Here is a 21,621-nt window from a genome sequence, read left to right as displayed (position 1 = left end):
GACAGACATGAGGCGATTGCTGGGGGTATTGAAGAGTTTCTGGCTGCTGTCGTTTCTGCTGTGGCTGATCGGCGTGGCGCTGTGTGTGTGGTGGGTACCACGCCTGGGCGGCAGTCCACAGCGGCTGGCGGTGGCGGTGGCGATCCTGTCGGCGGTATGGCTGCTGGCCATCGTGCTGCGCAAGTATCGCAAGGTGCGCGCCGAGCGCGGCCTGGAAACCCTGGTGCAACTGGAAGTCGATCGCGAGGCGGCCAGTGCGGCGTCGCCGTCCGGTGAGTACGAGGTACTGCGCGAGCGCCTGAAGTCGGCACTTGGCATGCTCAAGGTCCGCAGTGGGCGTCGCAGCACCCTGAGCGAGTTGCCCTGGTACCTGGTGGTCGGGCATTCGGCATCGGGCAAGACGTCGCTGCTGACCCGCTCGGGGTTGAACACCAGCGTGGCCGGGCTCGGCGCCGAGTCCGGTACCCAGTACTGTGATTGGTACTTCGGTACCGAAGCGGTAATGATCGACACCGCCGGGCGTTACATCGCCGAAGAGCAGCCGGCGCGTGAGTTTGGCGATTTTTTGCGCCTGCTGGCCAAGCGGCGCCGTCAGACACCGATCAACGGCCTCGTGGTGGTGGTCGATCTGGCCGAGCTGCTGCACTCAACTCGTGAGCACAATTATGCCCACGCGCAGCAGCTGGTCGAACGCATCGATGACTATCATCGGGCCCTGGGCGCGACGCCACCGGTGTATCTGTGCTTCAGCAAGGCCGACTTGCTGCCCGGCTTCGTCGAGGCTTTCGGCGAACTGGCCGGCGAGAGCCGCCAGCGCCCCTGGGGGATGACCTTCCCACTGTCCGAGATTCGCGGCCATGGTGTCGGCCGTGCCTTTACCCGGCGCTTCACGCCGATGGTGGATGCGCTGCGTGCCCACGTCGAGCGCCAGCTGCGTGACCAGGGGCGCCAGGCGGACTCGACGCTGCTGCGCTTTCCGGACTATGTGGCCGAGATCGAAGGGCGGCTGACGGACTTTCTCGAGCCGTTCGACCTGCGGGTGAACCCTGGCTCGGCGCCGCTGACGCGGGGGCTCTACTTCACCAGCGCCCTGCAGCGCGGTGAAGGCCTTGAGGCCGTCATCGACGACCATGTCAGTGAGACCTTCGCCTTGAGTGCCAGCGACGGCACGGCTGCGGCTCAGGCGGTCGCGCCGCACCAGGCGGGCGCCGAGGACCCCGGCATGCCGGCGGGCCGCAACGGCGTGCGCTCAGAGCGTAGCTACTTCATTCAGGGCCTGTTTCACGACGTCATCATCGCCGATCGTAGCCTGGTGCAGCATCAGTCCCGCGATGGCCACCGGCGCTCGGTCAATCTCTGGCTGACCGCCATCGGCGCTCTGGTGGGGGTCGGTGTGCTGGGGGTGCTGGGCAGCGCTTACTGGTATCAACGCGAGACCCTGATACGGCTCGATGAGCAGGTAGGGAGCGCCGCCGAGGCTCCCGACCGTGATCGTCTGGCCTTGCTGCATCGGGAACTCTCGCGCCTTGAACGTGAGGCCAAGAACGGGCTGCCGGTGTGGCAAGACGGTGGTTTTAACGTGGCAGGCGGCCTGCGCCCTGGGGTCGAGCAGGCCTACTTCAGCGCCCTCGACCGCCAGGCCCTGACGCCCGTTGCGCAAAGCCTGCGCCAGCGTCTGGACGCCATTGGCGAGCTGGCTGGGTCCCTGGGCCTCGATCCCCGGGTCGACTACGGCCCGACGTTGGGCGGCGCCATCGACGGGCGGTCTGACGCGGATGCCGACGCCTCGATCGTTGGCCAAGGCCAAGAGGCATTGGCCGAGCGCCGCGACAGCATGCGCGACCGACTGACGTCGCGGCCGGCCCTTGGCAGCGTGCCGCGCTCACCGGGAGAGCTCGCCAGCCGCTTGCGTGGCGAAGCCGACTATCGCCTGCGCGGCAGCGTCAACGATGCCTACTGGGGCGTGCGTCAGGAGGGACGTGATGCCCTGCGAGAGGGCGCCCGAGATGCCTGGCGCAGTGGCCTGGATGGCCTCGCCAACAGCGGGCCGGCGGTCACCGAGGATGGCCCGGCGATCTCCCAGGCGGCGCTGAATCAGCTCGAGCCCGCCCAGGTGGCGGAGCTGATCGATGCCTATGACGCGCTGAAGCTGTACCTGGTGCTGACCGCGCCAGACGTGCACCCCGAGGCGGACTTCGTGCGTGAGGCCCTGCCCGCCGCCTGGCAGCGCCTGGCCCGGCGTGACCCGCGGGTCAATCACGGCGCCGCGGCGATTCGCGACAACGTCGCGCTCTACGCCAACTATCTCGAGCAGGGCAAGGTACCGGCGCTTGTCCGTGACGAGCGCATGGTCGCCCGGGCCAGGGCGAACCTGAAGGCCTTTCTGATCGACAATTCGCCGGCCGATCGCGAGTACCTGCGCCTGCGCCTGGCGGCCCAAGCCCAGTTCCCGGCGCTGACCCTGGCGGACATCTTGCCCAAGGCCAGTCAGCCGGCGATGTACGCCGGCGAAGCGGTGCCCGCCTTCTTCACCCACCGGGTGTGGCAGGAGTTCGTGTCGCCGGAGCTCAGAAAGACTCTGGCGTCGGACCTGAAAGTGGAGCGTGACTGGGTCTTGGATGGCGACTCCAACGAGGACGACAGCCATAACAAGGCGCAGTTCGCCCAGGCGGTGATGGCGCGCTACAAGCGTGACTATATCTTCGCCTGGGAACGCTTCCTGACCGGGGTCGGTGTTCGACGCTTCGAGGGATTGGAAGAATCTCGTCAGCACCTGACTCAGCTGAGTGACTATCAGCGGTCGCCGATCAAGTCGCTGCTGCAGATGGTCGACGCCAATACCCGCTGGGACAGCGTGGATGCCGAGCGCCGTAGCGCCGGGGCCGCTGCCCCGGGAGGCGATGGTGACGACGCGCCCCAGGACCAGGAAGCGCCGGGTTTCTGGCAGAGCACCGTGGACTGGGTCAGTCAGGACGGAGGCAGCGCCGAGGCCTCGCTGACCGCATTGTCCGATATGCCGTCGGCGTTCGACGGCGTGATCGCCGGCTACTTCGAGCCGGTGAATCAGTTGTTCGATGCCGATGTGGGCAGCGGCGAAGATGCCACACAGATGGACCGCTACCTGCTCTTGCTGCGTCAGCTCAAGGTACGACTCGACAGCCTCGAACGCGGCGATCTTGGCAAACGCACCAAGCAACTGGTCGAGGATGTGGTCGAGGGGCGTCCCAACGAGATCACCGCGCTGCGTAACTACGTCGCGGCCAACATCGATACCTCGAGGGACGAACTCGTGCAGTCGCTTCAGCGCCTGTTCCGGGCGCCGGTGGAGTATTCCGTCAGTAGCCTGAACGGTCCCATTGCGATTCAGCTTGCCGCCGCCTGGGGCGATCAGATCGCCGTGCCCTGGAACAGCATGGTGGGGGGGCGCTATCCGGTGAGTGATTCGGCCAATGAGGCCTCGGTGCGTGACCTGCGTCGTTTCGTGGACCCCCAGTCCGGTATGTTGACGCGCTTCGATGAGACCGAGGTCGGCAGCCTGGCCGATGCCCGCAGCGACGGCGAGCCGCTGGTCGATCCGCGCATCACCTCGACCATTACCGATGGCACCGGGGTGGGCGATGTGCTTGCCAGCCTCGGCGATGTCGAGAACGGCTTCGAGATCATGATCCAGCCGGCCCCCAACCTGACCTCGATTCGCCTGACCATCGATGGGCAGGAACAGGTCTATCGCAATGGCCAGCAGTCCTGGCAGCGCTTCACCTGGCCCGGGGAGCCCCGCGAGGCCGGGGCTCGTCTGGATATCGTCACCTATGGCGGACAGCGGGTGACGGTGTTCGATTTCCCGTCACGCTGGGGGCTGCTGCGCATGATCGACTCCGCCGACGTGACCAATCTCGACGGCGTCCGTCAGCGCTTCACCTGGTACACAGGAGCGGGCCCTGTGAGCTTTACCGCGCGCAACTTCGGCGGGGTCAAGCTGACCGATCTCGAGCAGGTCCGGCGACTGCGCATCCCGACGCTGGGGGCACGCTGATGGCGCGTAGGGATAGCTCGGAGGGCGAGGCATGATCGGCTACTTCGGCAAGTTGCCGGGCAGCGCCGACTTCGTGGCGCACAACGCGGCCTACAAGGACGTGCGCGAGCTCGACGAGTGGTTGCAGCAGGCGCTGTCGCGGCTCGCCGAGTGCGAGCAGGACTGGGCCGCACACTTCGATGCGCTGCCCATCTGCTTCTTCCATTTTCGAGCCAGCAACGGCTACTGGCTGCTCGGAGGCATGCACGCCTCCAGCGATGCCAGCGGCCGCCGCTACCCGCTGCTGGTCTTCCAGCGCCTGGGAATCGCGCCGAGCGCCGAGGGTTCCGTTGGGGTGCATACCCTCGGCGAGACGTTTTGCGGTCAGCTGCGTGAATTGCTGCAGCGCGCCGTGCACGGCAGCGCCGACATCACCGAGCTCCAGCGGGCCGTCGATGACCTGCGAGGCCTCGGCGAGGCCGATCTGAAACTTCACCAGCGCCTGCTGTCGCGCTATCTCGACGATGTGCGCTACGCCGACCTGTCACGGGCGCTGGCGCCCGGCTTTCCCGAGTTCGTCGGCACGGCCGTCGCCTTGCGCATGCAGGACCTGCGCGAGCGACTCAAGCGCGGCGAGACGGTGCAGGCGGTGATGCCGCTGCCGGCCGAACGCGCCCTCAAGCGGCCGACCGCCGACCTGTGGCTTTACTGGCTGGAGCGGGCGAGCCGGGCGAGGGCCAAGGCCAGCCTGCTGGTGGACGACTTCATGCGCCCGCAGCTGTGGCGTTTTGCCAGCGCCGAGCCCGACGCCCTGCGCCTGGTGGCAGGCCTGGCGCCGGCCACTGACCGCTTCGATGTGCTCGAAGCCTTCGACCATTTCGATCCCCGGCGGGCGCTTGCCACTCCCCCCGCGGCAACCCTCGACATGGGGACTTACATCACGCGTTTTCCCGGCGAAGAGGGCGCGATCGAACCGAATGGACCCCCGTTGTGATCAATCGACTGAAACTGTTTTGCCTCAAGTACCGTGCCTACGGGATGGCCCTGGCGTTTTTCCTGATGATCTTCGTGATCTGGGGCGTCGGGGTATGGTGGGGCTTCTCGTCCCTCGGCAGCGTGCTGGCCGGCATCCTGTTTTTCCTGGTCGCCTCGGCGCTGTACCTGTTGCTGCTGTATCGCGGCATGACCAGCAAGAGCGACGTCGAATCGGTGCTGATCCAGAACGCCGACGACGCGGTGCTGGGCGCCTCGCCCGAGGACCGCGAAGAGGTCAGCCTGCTGCGTGAGCGGCTGCTCGATGCGCTGGAGCGCATGAAGAAGGGCCAGGACGGCAAGGGCCGCAAGCGCGACCTGCTCTACCGTCTGCCCTGGTATCTGGTCATCGGCCAGCCGGCGGTGGGCAAGAGCACCCTGGTCTACCGTTCGGGCCTCAACTTTCCGTTCGCCGACCGCGAGAACGCCCGCGTTGCCGGCGTCGGCGGCACGCGCCACTGCGACTGGTTCTTCAGCAGCGAAGCCGTGCTGCTGGACTCGGCGGGTCGCTATGTCAGTGACGAGGAAGAAGCCGGCAAGTGGCGCGCCTTCCTCGACCTGCTCAAGCGCCACCGCCCGCGACGCCCGCTCAATGGCCTTATCGTCGCCGTCAGCATCGATGAGCTGACCGACTGCGCCCCGCCACAGCGCGAGGAACTGGTGCTGCGCCTGCGCGAGCGGTTGCAGGAAACCTACGATCAACTCGGTACCGTGCTGCCGATCTATCTGGTCTTCACCAAGAGCGACTTGATCCCCGGTTTCCGCCAGTTTCATGCCCAACTCGAGCCGTCCCAGCGCCACGAAGTACTGGGCAGCACCTTCGCGCATCAGGACTTCGCCAGCGCGGATTGGGCCGAGCGTTTTTCCAGCGCCTTGTCGCGGCTGGTGATGCGCTGTCGCGCCATCGGTGAACAGCGCCTGGTCGAAGGCGACATGATTCACACCCGGGATGATCCGGCCGCCCTCGAATTCCCGCTGGAGCTCCAGGCCCTGGCGCCGCTACTGGCGGACTTCGCCGGGGCGCTGCTCAAGGCCAACCCGTATCAGTCGGCACCACTGCTGCGTGGCTTCTACTTCACCAGTGCCCTCGCCGATGGCCAGCCCGTCAAGGGCGCCCACGCCCGCGAAATAGAAGAGCGTTTCGGCCTGTCGGCAAGCCAGGGCATCGGCGCGGCGCAGGACGGCAAGAGCCTATTCGTTGCCGGCCTGTTCTCCGAGGTCATCCTGCCCGACCAGCATCTGGTGGGGCTGTACAGCGGGCCCAATAGCGTACGCCAGCGCCAGCTGCGCTGGTGCTGGGCGGCACTGGCTCTGGCGGGACTGCTGTGCAGTGGCTGGGCCCTGTCGTTCTACCACAACAGCGTCGAGCTGGGTGACATCGACGCCCGCTTGAGCGCCGCCGAACACAACGATGCACGTCAGGCGACCAGTTACACCCGCTGGGAGACCCTGGACAGGCTGCGCGCCGTGGCCAAGCAGTACGACGAACGCCATCAGCAGGGCGTGCCCTGGTCGATGCGCCTGGGGCTCTATCATGGCAAGGACGTCGAGCCGGCCGTGCGTGAGAGCTACTTCACGCAGCTCGGTTACACCATGCTCACCCCGGTGTCGAACAACCTGAGCCAGGCGCTGTTCACGCTGCCGACGATTCCGGTCTACCGCAGCGGTGAAAGCCCGCGGGTCACCGAGATCGACATCGAGAGCGTCGAGGCCTACGCGCGGCCGGTCGACAACTCGCCCCAGGCACTGGCCGACTTTGGCAACGCCACGCTCGCGACCTACCTCGAGCTATCGCGCACCCCCCGGGACAAGGTCTCCACGGAGCTGCTGCGCCAGCGCCTGCCGGACTACTGGTACCCAGCGATCACCGCGCAGCAACTCGGTGAGCGTGACCGTCGGGACCTGGATTTCGCCAGCCGCCAGATCGATTTTTATGCCGCCCAGGTTCATGCCCCGGACGTGCCGCGCATCGACGACAACTCGTTTCTGATCTCGTCGAGCCGCAACTATATCGACGGCCTGCTGGACCGCTCCTTGCGCACGCTGGAAACCATCACGCTGGAGTCCGACACCCTGTTCTCGTTCGGTCGCGCCGATTTCGCCGGCCTGCAGGGCGAAGGGCAGCGTCAGCTCAACCGCATCGCCGAACGGCTGGCCAACACGCCGGAGGTCGGGCGCATTTCGATCGTTGGGCATGCCGACCAGATCGGCTCGGCATCGGCCAACAAGCGCCTCTCGCTAGAGCGCGCGCAAACCGTACGTACCTATTTGATCGGAAAGGGCATCGCACCAGCGCTTGTGGAGGCCATCGGGGCCGGCAACGAGCGTCCGCTGGTGCAGTGCGAGGGTCAGATGAGCCGCGGCGAACGGATTCGCTGTCTGGCACCGAATCGACGGGTGGAGATCGAGGTTCGTGCGCTGAATTGAGCGCACGCCACGGCCCTTGCCGTCACCAGGAAGATATCGGCCACTTCGAGGACGTGGAGTGGCGGATGTCGTAGGTCGCACCGGAAGGAGCCATGGAGGCTCCGGGCGGTAGCGTGCCTGCAAGAAAGGCCCGAAGGGAGCATGACTGCGTTTGGCTCTCCATCGGGTCGGTAGTTCAACCATCGCAAACTAGGGAAGTGTTAACCATGGCATTCGATGCATATCTCAAAGTCGACGGCATTCCGGGTGAGAGTCTGGACGCCAACCACACGGACTGGATTGAGCTGCTGAGCTTCGAGTTCGGCGCCAGCCAAGCCACCTCAGCAACCGCGAGCTCCGCCGGTGGCGCCTCTGCCGAGCGCGTCAACCTGAGCGAGTTCGCGATCAAGAAGTTCATCGACAAGTCATCGCCGAAGCTGTTCGAGGCATGCTGTCGTGGCCAGCACATCAAGGAGGTGGTACTGCAGGTTCACCGTGCTGGCGGTGAGCAGGTGCGCTACGCCGAAGTGAGGCTCGAAGAGGTCATCGTGTCTTCCACCGAAATGGAAGGCATGGCGAGCTTCTCGCAGACCGGAAACGGTGGCGGCACCGACTCGGTGCATGATTCGCGTCACGATCTGCCTTCCGAGGAGATCAAGTTTAACTACTCGCGTATCAAGGTCACCTATACCCAGCAGAAGCGTCAGGACGGCCAGGGTGGCGGTAACATCGCCGGCGGCTGGGATCGTACTCGCAACCGCGTTTACTCCTGATCTTCGTGTACGTCATGTAGTTCATGTGCGTCATGTAGTTCACGGCCATGGGGGAAGCCCCATGGCCGTGCTTCCTGGCCAGCCTCTTCGAGCATTGTCGGTCTCCGTGAGATCACCGGCCGTCGAGGGAGCTGACCAGGGAACCTTGAGCCAGGCGTCACAACAACATCGCTACGTCAGTGGTGACCCATCGACGCAGCGTTTCAACGCTGAGGCTTCAGCCACGTTGCTCAAGCGGTAATCGAACTAAAGCGGCAATCGAGAGGAATCACAATGGTCGATGAATGGGATCGCGAAGCGCTGCTCGCACCGATTGGCGAGCACGGTACCGGGGAAGATATCAGCTTTTCGCTGCTCATCGACCAGATCAAGGAGGCACGTCGGGCCGACCCGGCCTATCTCGCCCAGGGCGACTGGCAGGCCGACCTCAAACGCTCGGACTGGAACGAGGTCGTCACGCTGTGTGCCCAGGCCCTGGGCGACCAGAGCAAGGACTTGATGCTGGCTGGCTGGCTCTGCGAGGGCTTGTCCCACCGCGACCACTTTACCGGCATGGCCTATGGCCTGGGGCTTGTCACCGAGCTGTGCCAGCGCTACTGGGAGCCGCTGTATCCGACCCTGGAAGATGGCGAGGAAGAGCGCCTGGCGCGCCTGATCTGGCTGGACAGCACCCTGGCGGTGATGGTCGGCAGCATCCCGCTGCTGGATGGCCAGGACTATGGGCTGGCGCGCTACGAAGAATCGCGCCAGGTCGAGAACCAGGCGCGCAACGGCATCGAGTCCATGGACGCGGCGCTAGGCGAGGGCAAGATCAACGCGGAGATCTTCCAGCGCGCCGTGGTGCTGACCGAATCCGACGCCATGATCGAGCGCCACCACCACATCAGCGAGTGCCTGACGGCCCTGGCGACGCTGGAGCAGACCCTGGTCGAGCGACTGGAGGAGCAGGCACCGACCTTTTCGCAGCTCACCGAGGTGCTGGCGGAGTGCACGCGCCTGCTCGAGCGCCTGCTCGGCGAGCGCGGCGTCAGCCTCGACAAGGACGCCCAAGGTGACGGCGCCGATCCCGTGGCCGACGAAGACGGCTTGGCCACGCCCCAAGGCGCCAAGCCAGGCGGCTCAACGGCGACGATCAGCGAGGGTGCTGCACTGCGCACCACGCCCAGAAGCCGCGAAGAAGCCTTCGATATGCTCAACGGCGTTGCCCAGTTCTTCAAGGGCAGCGAACCTCACAGCCCGGTGCCGTACCTGGTCGAGCGCGCGGTACGCTGGGGGCGCATGCCGCTGGAAGACTGGCTGCGCGATGTCATCCGCGAAGACAACGTCATCGACGGCATTCGCGAGACGCTGGGGACCCAGCGCCGAGACGAGAACTAGGCCATGTCCAAGGCATCGATATACGACCGTCTTCAGCGTCGCCCCCCGGCGCCCGTCGAAACGCCAAAGGTCAGCACCGAGCGCAGCGACTTTCGCCGCGACCGCCTGCGGGTGATCGACGGCGTCGCCCTGACGCCTGCGGGGTTGGTGAATGCCCGTGAAATTCCTCCGCAGGCTGCGCCCGAAGTATCCCCGACATTGGAAGGGGCGGGCGGTTCCCGCCTGCTGATCCACCCCATTGTGGAGGGGGTGGGGCAGCAGGCGCCGGATCCGATGGACCCGGAGGCCAAGGCGCAGCGAGTGCATCAACTCATCGAGGCGGTTGCATTGGAGGCGATGATGATGCTCGACAACGCCGAACCAAGGCCGGCCGAGGTCGGGTTCGATATCGTGCTAAGTGCGCCACTGCGTTCGGCCACGGCCTGGAACACCATCATCGAGCCGCTGCGAAAAATGATTCAAGCTTCTCCTTACGGGCAGGGCCTTGGCAGCCTACGTCACACCGAGAACGGCTGGGACATGCATCGCCACCTGTCGGTGCCGGACACCGGCGGCAGGCCCTATGTGGTGTGGATCAGCGCCGACTCGCTGATCAACCGAGCCGATGTCGGACGCTTGCAGCAACATGCTTTGCTCGCCGGGCCCTCCACCCCCAATGGCATGAAGGTAGGCGAAGCCTGCGCCGCGCTGCTGCTGCAGCGAGTCGCCGAGGATACTCCGAATCCGGCTACGGGATGGTGGCTCGATGAAGCCAGCGTCAAGTCACACCCCAAGCGCGATGACCTTCACCAGCGGACCCGGCACGCTAACCTGGTTGAGCTTCTGGCCTCAGCCTTGGCCGATACAACGCCGGATGTCTTGATCAGCGATTCGCTGAGGCGCCCCGGGCGCGCCACCGAGGTAAGTCGCGCGCTACTCGAGCGTGGAGTGAGCCTGGATATCATCGATGACGGCATTAGCGTCGAGGAGTGGTGTGGCTGGCCGGGTGAAGCACTGACCGCGCTGCAGCTGGTGCTGGCCGTGGCGTCACTGGCCAAGATGCCAGAACAGGATGCGTTGATGCTCAACGTAGCCGAGGAAGAACGTAGCCGAGCCATGGTATTGCACAGCACGAGCGGCACGGATAGCTCAAGCCAGGAAGCGGCCGTCGCCGCATCGGCGGACACAAGGATAGGGAGCTGATCATGGCAGATTCATCGGGGCTAACTGACGGGCTAAATGACGGGCTAACTGACGGGCTAAATAACGGACTGAATAGCCTTTTGGCGTCGTTCGAGATCTCGCTGACCCAGGACGAACGCCTGCTCAAGCTCGATCTGGAGGCAGGTCGGGGAGCGGAGCTGATTCCCCATCGCCTGGTGGGTGAAGAGCGCGTCTCCCGGCCCTTCGCCTATACCCTTGACTGCATCTCTCAGCGCGGCGACATCGAGCTCAAGACGCTAATGGCTCAGCCCGCCGAATTGTCCATCCGCCAGGCCAGCGGCCAGTACCGGCGGCTGTCAGGACTGGTCGAGTCGGCCGCGCTTCTCGGTGAAGATGGCGGAGTGTTCTACTACCAGTTACGGCTCGTGCCTTGGATCGCGATGCTCAAGCTCGGCCGCGACAGCCGCATCTTCCAGGACAAGAGCGCCGTGGAGGTGCTTGAGGCGGTGTTCGAGCAGCAGGCCGCTTCCCTGGGCCCGAGTCAGTGCCAGTGGCGCTTCGATCTGCGCCGCGAGTACCCTGCGCGCAGCTACTGCGTGCAGTACCGAGAAAGCGACTATCACTTTATTAGCCGGCTCTGTGAGACTGAGGGCATCTGGTGGTACGCCGAGCACGCCGGTAGCCGCCAGGACGTGGACGGTGACCAGGGCGTGGACGGTAAAGAGCGCGGCGCGGCTGGCGAAGGGCGCGGTGACTTTATAGGCCACCGCATCGTCTTCACCGACGATCCACAGACCTGCCAGCCGGTCACGCCCCAGAGAATCCGCTTTCATCGCCAGGATTCAACCGAGCGTGAGGACGCCATCACCCAATGGGGCGGACGGCGCCAGCAGCAACCCACCCGGGTTAGCCTGGGTACCTTCGACTACAAGCAGCCTCGGCTTGAAAAGCGCAGCCTGCAGGACACCGTTCGCGACCAGGGCAACCTGCCCGAGCAAGAGGTCTACGACACCCCCGGGGAGTACTACTTCGACGATCACTTTCGCGGCGAGCGCCTGACGCTTAATCGCCTGGAGGCGCTGGAATCCAAGGCCAAGCGCTTTCATGGCGCCGGCGGCGCCCGCCAGCTCGAAGTGGGGCGCTGGTTCGAGCTCAGCCAGCACGCCCGCCACGACGGTGGCGGCAGTGACGAGCGCGAATTCCTGGTGCTGGGCCTTACCATTCATGCCGAGAACGCCCTGCCGGTCTCGGCTCATCTCAATACCCTGCCGGGCAGTCTGCAGGCGCCGCTCGATGACGCCCGCCGTGCCCATGGGTTAGAAGACGATAGCCTCCACCACGATGACTACCAGCGCGCCGGCACCGGTCATTATCTGGTCGACTTCGAGACACAGCGACTAAGCCAGCCCTACCGCAGCACCCTCGACCACCCGCGCCCGACCGTCGGCGGCCCCCAGACCGCCATCGTGGTCGGCCCGGAGGGCGAAGAGATCCACACCGACCACCTCAACCGGGTCAAGGTCCGGTTTCACTGGGACCGGCAGGCAACATCCGGCCAGGGCAATGATCAATCGAGCTGCTGGCTACGGGTCTCCCAGCCCAATGCGGGTCAAGGCTGGGGCGGGGTATTCGTGCCGCGAGTCGGGCAGGAGGCCATGATCGAATTTCTCGAGGGCGACCCCGACCGGCCCCTGATCACCGGACGCGTCTACAACGGTGACCAGACGCCCCAGTGGCATTCCAACGGCCTGCTGTCGGGCTTCAAGACCAAGACCTATCGCGGCGGCAAGTACAACGAACTGGTGTTCGATGATGCCACCGACCAGGAGCGGGTGCGGCTCAATTCCGAGCACGCCAAGAGCCAGCTTAACCTCGGCTACCTGATCCACCAGAACGGCAATACCCGCGGCGCCTTTCGCGGTACCGGCTTCGAGCTGCGCACAGATGCCTACGGCGCCGTTCGCGCCAACGAAGGCCTGCTGCTGACCAGTTGGGGCCAGATCGGGGCCGGCGGAGAACAGCTTGCGCTGTCACCCGCGTATCAGCAGTTGTCGAGTGCATACCGGTTGGCAGAATCGCTTAGCGACAGTGCCACCGGTCATAACGCCGAAGCCCTCGACGCGCGTGATGATATCAAGCAGGCCAGCGACGACGCCCAAGGCACCTATGGCGTCGCCGACGCCAGCCGCGACCTGGACCAGAGCACCGCCAGAGGGGCAAGCCAGGGCGGCAGGGGGGAGGCCGATCACTTCAAGCGCCCCTGGCTGCACCTTGCTTCTCCTGCCGGTATCGCCATGAGCACCCCGCAATCGACCCACCTCGCCCAGGGGAAGTCCCTGAGCATCACCAGCGGCGAAGACATCAACCTGGCCACCGGCAAGAGCCTGATTGCGTCGCTGTCACAGCGGTTGTCGTTATTCGTCCAGCGCGCTGGCATCAAGTTGTTTGCGGCCCAAGGCAAGGTCGAGGTCCAGGCGCAAAGCGACAACCTGGAGCTGACCGCCGAGAAGGATGTGACTGTTACCTCGACGGAAAACCGCGTGCACATCGACGCCAAGGAAGAGATCCTGCTGTCCAGCGGCGGCGGCTATATCCGCTTGAAAGGCGGCAATATCGAGATCCACGGCCCCGGCAAGATCGACGTCAAGGGCGCCCAGCACAGCTTTGCGGGTCCTGCGAGTCTTAACAGTCAGTTGCAAGAGCTGCCGGAAGGGGGGTGTGAAACCCAAATGATGGGTGCCGATCAGCAGCGAGCGGGCGCCACCCCGCTAGGGAGTTAGAGGCCCATGTCCGAGAACCCGGTGTTGGCAGATGAGCCGATGGCTAGCTGGCTGAAGACCTATCGTTACGCCTTGTTGAACCCGTTGACGGTGGAAGCGGATGCGTGGGCGGACCTCCCCAGCGAGCCGCTGGCGAACCCCTTGGCCAAGGTTCGGCCACACCTGCAACCCCATTTGGTTCTCTTGGAGGATATAGATGCCGGCGAGCGGGCGGCTCTTTCCGAGCGAATCGAGCGCTATCGGCGCCGTGGCGTTGCCTACTTTTGTGCTCTTCTCGACAGTCCCGCCCCTGCCGGTCACGTCGTGGAGCACTTAAAACAGCACCTGGTGCAGCGTCGTCCAGGCGACCAAAGGCGGTGGTGGCTGAGGTATTACGATCCCCACGTATTTCGTCACCTCTGCTGGCAGTGGGACGATGGACAAATGGATCGATTGCTTGGGCCCATCAATGCATGGTGCTGGCCGAATGATCGCGGGCAGTGGCACCGCCGCGGCCACCAATCCAGCGAGCCTCAGCAGTTTCATCATTTACTGTTATCCGGGCGACAGTGGTCGCAAATCGATAGACTGGCGTTGCTGAACAGCACCCTGGTCACCTTGATGATGTCTGCCCCCGAGCGAGAGCAAAATCAGGTGCTCTGGCAATGGACCGATGCCCTGCTGGAACAGGCGAGGCAAGCATCGGTGAAGGATGATGACGGTTGTAAACTCTATGTGGAGCAAGCCGTCTGCTTCCATCCGAACATCCATGCTCATCCCGCACTGCGGTCACGGCTCGATCAAGTCCGTCAACAGGGTCACAGCTATATCGAGGTCTGCGCTGATCTTGATGAGGCCACGATGGAACGTCTGGCCGGTGAGTTGGATGACCGAACCGATAGCAAGGAGGCTCCATGAGCGAAGAACCGAACAAATCTATCGGGGACTGTCCCTTCTGCCAGAAGGGGGGATTACCCATCCTGCCTCTGCGTTATGCAGTGACGAGAACCGATAGTGGCAGCTCGGCTCCCCAAGGGCCCGCGTTGAGCGCACCCTTTGGCGCTGGCGTAGCGGATATCGCTCTGCCAGAAGGGCAAGCCTATACATTGAGGTTGGCGCGGGGTGGCTACCTCTATGTCTTCAATGAAGTACGAGGTAGTTGGTCAGGTTACGTGGTGACAGAGCGAGGTTTTCTGTTTCCCTACGTCACGGAAGTCAAACAGAGTGTCCTGGCAAGGATCGACCCGAACAATGTGCAGGAAGGCATTGATGCCTTGTTGCAGCCGCCTGCCAACGAGACCGAGTTTTCATGCGCCTCGAACCCTGATCATCACTACCCAGGGCGCTGTATCACGATTCCCGATGCCGACCAGGCCGACAACATCTATCTGGCCTTCTCCGATACCGCCTGGACCAAGCGGGTGTGGCATGAGCACGCTACCAATGTGCCAATCGAGGGGACGGAGATACGTCGGCGCGATCATATGCGGAAAGTATCGCTTGCCGAGTGGCGTGGCGGGAGTGCCGACCACGCAGCGGCGATGTCTGAGCTGGAGAGCCGTGTGGCGGAAAGCCACTACCAGTGGTCTCCCCTCAGTCAGTGTTCGGTATCTGGAGCAGCGGAGGGCGAGATTGCTCCCTCATCTCCGTTTGGGCATAGTCGAGTAGACCTAAATGGTCTCCTGGGGCATACCGGAGGGCTCATGCAGTGGGCCGACGAGCAGGTCGAGCCCCTTTCCGCGCCGGCCATGATGATCGCCGTGGATGATCCGGTAGGGGTGGCTGCCGACCTGGCAGACTTGATGAGAGTGCGGCTTCAGGAGTTCATGAATCAGGACGATTGGCAGCGACCGCTGGCGATCTCGGCCTTGATTGACTCGCTCCAGGAAGCGATTCGCAATCAAGCCGAGGTCTCGACGATTCGCGCCGAGCAACAGAAAGCCGTGGATCGAGTAACACCCGGCCATGGGATGCTCGCAAGGGATGGTGGGCTCGACCTGCGCAATCATCATGCGAGACAACTCGAGAACAATAACGATTACCGACGCCGCTGGGAGCAGCGGTTGAAAGATGCCAAGCAGGAAGCCGTTGACGGTTTGAGTGGAGAGGACCTGGATACGGCCGCGGACGATGCTTGGGAAAAGTACGAAAGCAAGTTGGAAGACGGTCAGCCGAGGCAGTGGCGTGAAAACGTCTATCAGAGAGCGCTGGCCGAATATGATCAGAACCATCTGGTACCTCTGGCACGGGCTCACCAGGCTTGGCTACGCGGCGAAGCGATGTTCCGGTCGTTTGCTTGCAACCATGACGATGCGGACGCCGAATCGGGGGTGGGCTACATCCAAGCATTGTTGCTGTGTATACAGGATACCCAGGAAAACCAGATATGCTTCGACAACTATCAAGCCTGGTTGGAGGCGAGTACTGCCGATGGCACCAACTTGCTGCAACGTGCTCTCGTTCATAACCAACAGTCCGTGCTCGATGCCTTTACGGGGGTCGATACATCCTCTCCGGATATCCCCTATGACAAATGGGCCTCGCTGATCGGCCTGTACAACAGCTCCCTTAAACACCTGGAATCAGATGGCAAGAACCTTGTAGCCCAGTTGGTCGTTGCAGTAGGCGGGCCGATCATGCTGATCCTCAACAAGGTGATCGATACCGGACTCGAGAGGCTGGTTGTATTTCTCGGCGTCATCGGCGGCTCGCCGATCAAGATGGTGCGGCATACCGGGACGGTCAGCGACGCTCTGGATGCCATGGTCAACATGATGAAGAAGCTCAACCCCGAGGCGCTAGGGGACGTTGACGCCCAATTACTGAAGCGGCGGTTGGAGATACGCTCACGTGGCCAACGTCGAGAAGTGGCATTAGGGCGTAACTCGCAGGGCCAGCCGGTGCAACAGGTGAGGATGCGAGTCGACCGCCTCGCCTTGATAGATATTGAAGGAGAACTCGGCGACCGCCAGTCGATAAACCGGGCAGCCAATGCACTGCTGGAAATGGACGAGTGGCCGACCAATCAAGTGGCGCGATATAAGGCAATCTTCGATACCAATGCCAGGCTCGCAGTGGTCGGTTTGATTTTTCAGGTGTTTTCTTCCTACCAGTTAACTAAGAAGCTGGATGACAGTATGGATCATAAGCGCACTGAGAATAACTGGCGTAATTTTTCTAGCTGGGGGGCGGTTGTAGCTGGGGTTGGGAACATAATGCATGATGGGATTGAGAAGGGAGCAGGATCTGGCTATAGAAGGCTAGCAGAGTTGGCGAATAAATCGTGGGTGAAACGGTTTGGAGGGTTCTCGCGCGCACTTGGTTTTGGGGCAGCAGTTATCATGTCGGCCTTTGATGTCTATCATACTGTCAGAGAGTTGCGTAGCGGTAATGTTGGGATGGCGGGGCTCTATCTTACGTCCGCTTTCTCGGGTGTCGGGGCCGCTTTGCTTTTAGGTGGATATTTGGGAGCGGGTTTTACGACCTTTGGTATTTTTCTTTCGGCGACAGGTATTGGTGTTGTTCTGGTTCTTGTTGGCATTGGAATTGCGCTCTTGATAGGGTTTCTTGAAAATGATGCGATCCAAGAGTGGATGAACAGGTGTGCCTTTGGAAAGTTGAAAAATGAACGTTATGGAGAGCTCGGTATAGAGCTTTCGCAGTTTGAGATGGCTATGAAAGAGATGGGTGTCGATGCCAGTAATAGAGGACAGATTGAGACATCGCCATGTTTGGTTTTAGGGGGGTAGTGAATGGATTTTACTGGACTTGGAAAGTTGTCTGCATACGAAGTCGGTCGCCCGTTGAGTGATGTTGAATATAAAGGAAGGCTGGATAGTAAAAAGTCGGTGACAGATAGGGCTATGGATTGGATTTCTGTTGTCAGAATAAATAGCTCTTATCTGGATCTTGTCGATCGCTGGTATGCAGGCAAAGGTGCAGCAGCGTGGCTGGGTTGCGCGGTTATTGTCACTTTGTTCGCTATGATTGGTGGGATTTTGGTCGTTTCGTTAGAGAAGAATGATCTTGCTACATGGGTTTTTTTTGCAGTTGCTTTTATTCTCTCTATTCCATTTTTTTGGGGAGGGTTATATGTTTTGCGATTAGATTCTTTTCGCCAAACACACTATCCTGTGCGGCTCAGTCGTCGGGATAGGTTGGTCTATGCTTTTAGACCTGATGGAACTGTGATTCGAGCCGATTGGGATGAATTGGTTTTTTGTGAAATAAAAAACAAACTAACCATGGGAAGAACTTCTTACGATGTTAGGGCGTATGTTTTGTATGACGATGGCGTAACTATTAAGGACGTCTTCACACTCTGTTATCCAGATTATGGTGATAGAGAGTCGCTAATGATGCTATGGGAGTACGTCCGACAGTATATGGAAGACCCGGAGGGCGTCAAGGATTGTTATGCCATCACTGAGTTATGTCCTCCCGTCGATGGCCGTCGGGAAGGCTTGGCGTTCGGTGTGGTTCGTATCTTTGCGGGTACTGCGCACCACTTTGTTGTGCAGTTGTTAGTATCGCCAATAGCAGCACTGGAAATTCTTGGACGCTGGTTTGCCATGTACACGTGCAAAGTGCCGCGCTGGCCGGATGAAATAGAAGCTGCTTGTCAGATTGATCCCGACGACCCCTATCAAAAGGACTGGCGTGATAATGGAAAGTACGACTTCTGGGAATTCGGTTGGCCGCTGATCTGCTTTTTTGTAGGGCTTGGTGTGCTGGGAGTTGGGCTCACTTTCCTGGTGCGAGAGTTATTGGCTTAAACGCCGAAACATGACCGATTTTTCTGGTCAAGCTGGCTGTAGGGTCTCGAATGTCCAATTGACGAAGAGGGGCTATGCTTTGATTACTGAGGAAGCCTCCTTCGTCAGTTCGTCCAGAAGCATCGAGATGGATATCGAGCTTGTGTAAGCCAGCGAAGACAATACTCAAAATTCGTACTGAGATCGAGGACGTTCCTGGCCATCGGATGATAGACGCAAGTCAACAGGGCTGTATTTCTTCGGAAAATCTCTTCAACAGCGTCAGGTGTTAGGCACCTGTTGCTTGGCCATTGACAGTATCTTTACTGCCCTCGCCGAGACAACTCTCTGTCGTCGCGGCCTTCAAGCCCCCAAGGTTTTTATCTCTCAGTGTGTAACTTCTTGACCATCGTGGCTAGCGCTCGTCGGCCTGTTGTCCGATAAAAGGCGCTGCGAGTATTTTGACCAGGAGATAGAAAGGTCCAAGTTGGCTATGAATGAGTTGGGTGTTACTAAGGTAAGTGAAAGTGGCGCCAGTGCTGACGTCGGGGTTTTGACAAGGGAAGGCTGCTAATGGATTTCACCGGGTTGAATCGCTTCACAGCCTACAAAGTTGGTAGGCCGATAACCGATGCGGAGAAAAAAGGGTGGTTAAATCAAAAAGAGTCAGCAAGTGATGATTTAATAGACTGGCTTTCCGTGATAAAAATAAATAGTTCTTATGTTGAAGTTGTGGATCGCTGGTACTGTATCAGAGGGTTTTCGGCATGGATGGGAGGTGTGATAGGAATTCCGCCTTTAGTTTTTTCGCTTTTATTTTTATTCTCTTCTTTTAAGGAGGAGGGGGTTATGTTAGTGACCGGAGTGTTATTTTCTCTGGTCTTGTTTTTGTTTTCATTGGTCGGGTGGTGGTTGATGCGCCATGATATCCTACGTCTGACTCATTATCCCGTCAGGCTGAATAGAAAGACACGAAAAGTCTATGTTTTTCGTCATGATGGGAGTGTTTTTTGTGTGGACTGGGATCGTCTTTTTATATTTTTAGTGCCCGATTCTTCCTCCGTGTTTAATTCCAGTGATATTCGAGCTCATGTGTTAGGGGAGGATGGTCAAACGGTAACTGACACCTTCGCAATCGGGTATCCATTTCTTGGCGATGATGCTGGGGCTATGAAGCTTTGGGAGTATATCCGCCGATATATGGAAGACCCGGAGGGCGTCAAGATTTGCTCTGATATTGCCGAGATTTGTATGCCCATTGATGGACGTCGAGAGGGAGTGAGATTCGGATTGATTCGCACCTTTTCTTCGATGGTCAAATGGCCTTTTTTCGGACAGTTTTTATTTTCTCCGATTTGGTCGATGACGACGATCGGTCGATGGGTTGCCATGTATACAAGCAAAGTGCCGCACTGGCCGGAAGAAATAGAAGCTGCTTGCCCGATTGATCCCGACGACCCCTATCAAAAGGATTGGCGTGATAATGGCAAGTACGACTTCTGGGAATTCGGTTGGCCGCTGATCTGCTTTTTTGTAGGACTTGGTGTGCTGGGAGTTGGGCTCACCTTCATGGTGCGGGAGTTATTGGCTTAAACGCCGAGCCACGGCCGATTTTTTTGGTCAGTCTGGCTGTAGGGTCTCGAATGTTCAATTGACGAAGAGTCAATTTTTTCTAGGTCGAGTTTTTGGGGAAGTTCTCTAGTTATTGGGATGGTTTTGTCATCTGCCGGGGTTGGTATTGTCTTGGTGGTTTTGCGATAGGTTTTTCGGTATGTATAGACTTTATTAAAGATGATTCGCTTCACGACTGGATGTAACTCTGTATTTTTTGAAAATCGTCTGGCGAGAAAGACAAAAACATAGAGGAAGAAATGAAACAGCTTGAGTTTTCAATGAAGGAACTTGGAGTCAGATGTGTGAATAGTTCATCCCGAAATTCGACAGCAGAATCTATTCCGCATGCGGGGTGAGAGATGGATTATACGGGTTTGGGAAGATTTTCTTCTTATAAGGTAAATCGTTGCTTAAAAGAGGATGAGAAAAAAGGACGTTTGGACCAAGGTCGATGTGCTAGTAGCCATCCCTTGAACTGGATGTCGGTTATCAGGATTAATAGTACATATTTAGACCTTGTGGATCGATGGTATGTTTGGAAAGGGTTCTCGGTTTGGCTTGGGGGCATGGTCCTTCTTATTTCCTCGGGATTAGCAATAGGGATTTTTTTGGCCGCCTTGCAGCGAAACGAGACAGCCGGTTGGTTTTTTGCTGGAGTAATAATAGCGCTTTGTCTATTTTTTTTTCTTCTTTCCGTTTGCACGATTAGATTGGATGCCTTTCGCTACACGCACTACCCGATTCGCTTGAATAGAAAGTCAAGAAGGGTTTATGCCTTTCGCCCTGATGGAACTGTTATTCATGCATGCTGGGATGATCTTTTTATATGCTCGGTTTCTAGTGAGTCGTCAATGGCGTTGGAGGTTAATGATATCCGAGCGCACGTTCTCGCTGATGATGGTGTGACCGTAGTAGATACTTTTACCCTCGGTTATCCTCACCTTGGAGATAAGGATGGGCTTCTGAATTTGTGGGAGTTTATTCGTGCTTATATGGAGGCGGGCGATGGTGTAAAAGAGGGTTATCGGAATGTGGAGCTTTGTTTGCCCGTATACGAAAATAGAGAAGGAATGGCGTTCGGGATTTTTTCGTCTTTTTCAGTGGCGGCGAAGTGGCCTTTTATAGGTCAGTTGTTATTCTCATGGCTGCTTTCGCTGAATGTTTTAGGTCGCTGGTTTGCCATGTATACAAGCAAAGTGCCGCGCTGGCCGGAAGAAATAGAAGCTGCTTGTCAGATTGATCCCGACGACCCCTACGAGAAGGATTGGCGTGACAATGGAAAGTACGACTTTCGGGAATTCGGTTGGCCGCTGATCTGCTTTTTTGTAGGGCTTGGTGTGCTGGGAGTTGGGCTCACTTTCTTGGCGCGAGAGTTATTGGCTTAAACGCCGAGCCAAGACTGATTTTTCTGGTCAGTCTGGCTGTAGGGTTTCGAGTGTCCAATTGACGAAGAGGGGCTATCCTTTGATTGCTGCAGAAGCCTCCTTCGTCAGTTCGCCCAGAAGCATTGAGATGGATACTAAGCTTGTGTAAGCCAGGGAAGACAGTACTCAAAATTCGTACTGAGATCGAGGACGTCCCTGGCCATCGGACGATAGACGCAAGTCAATAGGGCTATATTTCTTCGGAAAATCTCTTCAACAGCATCACGTGGAATATTGGCTCATCCGTCCGGGATACCCCCAGCCTAAAGGGATGGTAGAACGCTTCAATGGCGGCATCAGCGCTGTACTGGTCACCGTCGGTGCGAA

12 protein-coding genes are annotated in these 21,621 nt (G+C 59.9%); all 12 read left to right on the top strand.

Features of this window, described 5'->3' with window-relative positions; genetic code table 11:
- The first annotated feature begins 7 nt into the window (after positions 1–7).
- Positions 8–4,033 carry a type VI secretion protein IcmF/TssM N-terminal domain-containing protein gene (locus ACUN9Y_RS05670; protein WP_445459713.1) on the top strand — a complete coding sequence of 1,342 codons (4,026 nt, stop codon included), beginning with the start codon at positions 8–10 and terminating at the stop codon, positions 4,031–4,033.
- Positions 4,034–4,064: 31 nt separating this feature from the next.
- A complete protein-coding gene (gene tagF / locus ACUN9Y_RS05665) occupies positions 4,065–5,006 on the top strand; it encodes a type VI secretion system-associated protein TagF (RefSeq protein ID WP_445459712.1) in 942 nt (313 codons plus the stop codon).
- Positions 5,003–7,471, top strand: coding sequence for a type VI secretion system membrane subunit TssM (gene tssM / locus ACUN9Y_RS05660; RefSeq protein ID WP_445459711.1), 2,469 nt, complete (start codon positions 5,003–5,005; stop codon positions 7,469–7,471). The genes tagF and tssM overlap by 4 nt, the downstream gene beginning before the upstream one ends.
- A 206-nt stretch (positions 7,472–7,677) precedes the next feature.
- On the top strand, positions 7,678–8,223 hold the full coding sequence (locus tag ACUN9Y_RS05655; RefSeq protein ID WP_445459710.1) for an Hcp family type VI secretion system effector: 546 nt from the start codon (positions 7,678–7,680) through the stop codon (positions 8,221–8,223).
- A gap of 273 nt (positions 8,224–8,496) precedes the next feature.
- Positions 8,497–9,600: a type VI secretion system protein TssA gene (gene tssA / locus ACUN9Y_RS05650; protein WP_445459709.1), complete on the top strand. Its 1,104-nt coding sequence runs from the start codon at positions 8,497–8,499 to the stop codon at positions 9,598–9,600.
- Positions 9,601–9,603: 3 nt separating this feature from the next.
- The gene (locus ACUN9Y_RS05645) at positions 9,604–10,782 is read left to right on the top strand and encodes a hypothetical protein (RefSeq protein WP_445459708.1); all 1,179 of its coding nucleotides are present in this window, start codon (positions 9,604–9,606) and stop codon (positions 10,780–10,782) included.
- 80 nt (positions 10,783–10,862) lie between these two features.
- On the top strand, positions 10,863–13,523 hold the full coding sequence (locus ACUN9Y_RS05640) for a type VI secretion system Vgr family protein (protein ID WP_445459707.1): 2,661 nt from the start codon (positions 10,863–10,865) through the stop codon (positions 13,521–13,523).
- A gap of 6 nt (positions 13,524–13,529) precedes the next feature.
- Positions 13,530–14,420: a DUF4123 domain-containing protein gene (locus ACUN9Y_RS05635; protein ID WP_445459706.1), complete on the top strand. Its 891-nt coding sequence runs from the start codon at positions 13,530–13,532 to the stop codon at positions 14,418–14,420.
- The gene (locus tag ACUN9Y_RS05630; protein ID WP_445459705.1) at positions 14,417–17,251 is read left to right on the top strand and encodes a T6SS effector BTH_I2691 family protein; all 2,835 of its coding nucleotides are present in this window, start codon (positions 14,417–14,419) and stop codon (positions 17,249–17,251) included. The genes ACUN9Y_RS05635 and ACUN9Y_RS05630 overlap by 4 nt, the downstream gene beginning before the upstream one ends.
- 3 nt (positions 17,252–17,254) lie before the next feature.
- Positions 17,255–18,277, top strand: a complete 1,023-nt coding sequence (locus tag ACUN9Y_RS05625; protein WP_445459704.1) for a DUF6708 domain-containing protein — start codon at positions 17,255–17,257, stop codon at positions 18,275–18,277.
- A 552-nt stretch (positions 18,278–18,829) separates the two neighbouring features.
- The gene (locus ACUN9Y_RS05620; RefSeq protein ID WP_445459703.1) at positions 18,830–19,849 is read left to right on the top strand and encodes a DUF6708 domain-containing protein; all 1,020 of its coding nucleotides are present in this window, start codon (positions 18,830–18,832) and stop codon (positions 19,847–19,849) included.
- A gap of 380 nt (positions 19,850–20,229) precedes the next feature.
- Positions 20,230–21,255, top strand: a complete 1,026-nt coding sequence (locus ACUN9Y_RS05615) for a DUF6708 domain-containing protein (RefSeq protein WP_445459702.1) — start codon at positions 20,230–20,232, stop codon at positions 21,253–21,255.
- Positions 21,256–21,621: the final 366 nt, after the last annotated feature.

It is taken from the genome of Halomonas sp. V046 (genome assembly GCF_052645355.1).
The sequence above is the reverse complement of the archived record's forward strand: the minus strand, read 5'-3'. Positions and strand labels throughout refer to the sequence as shown.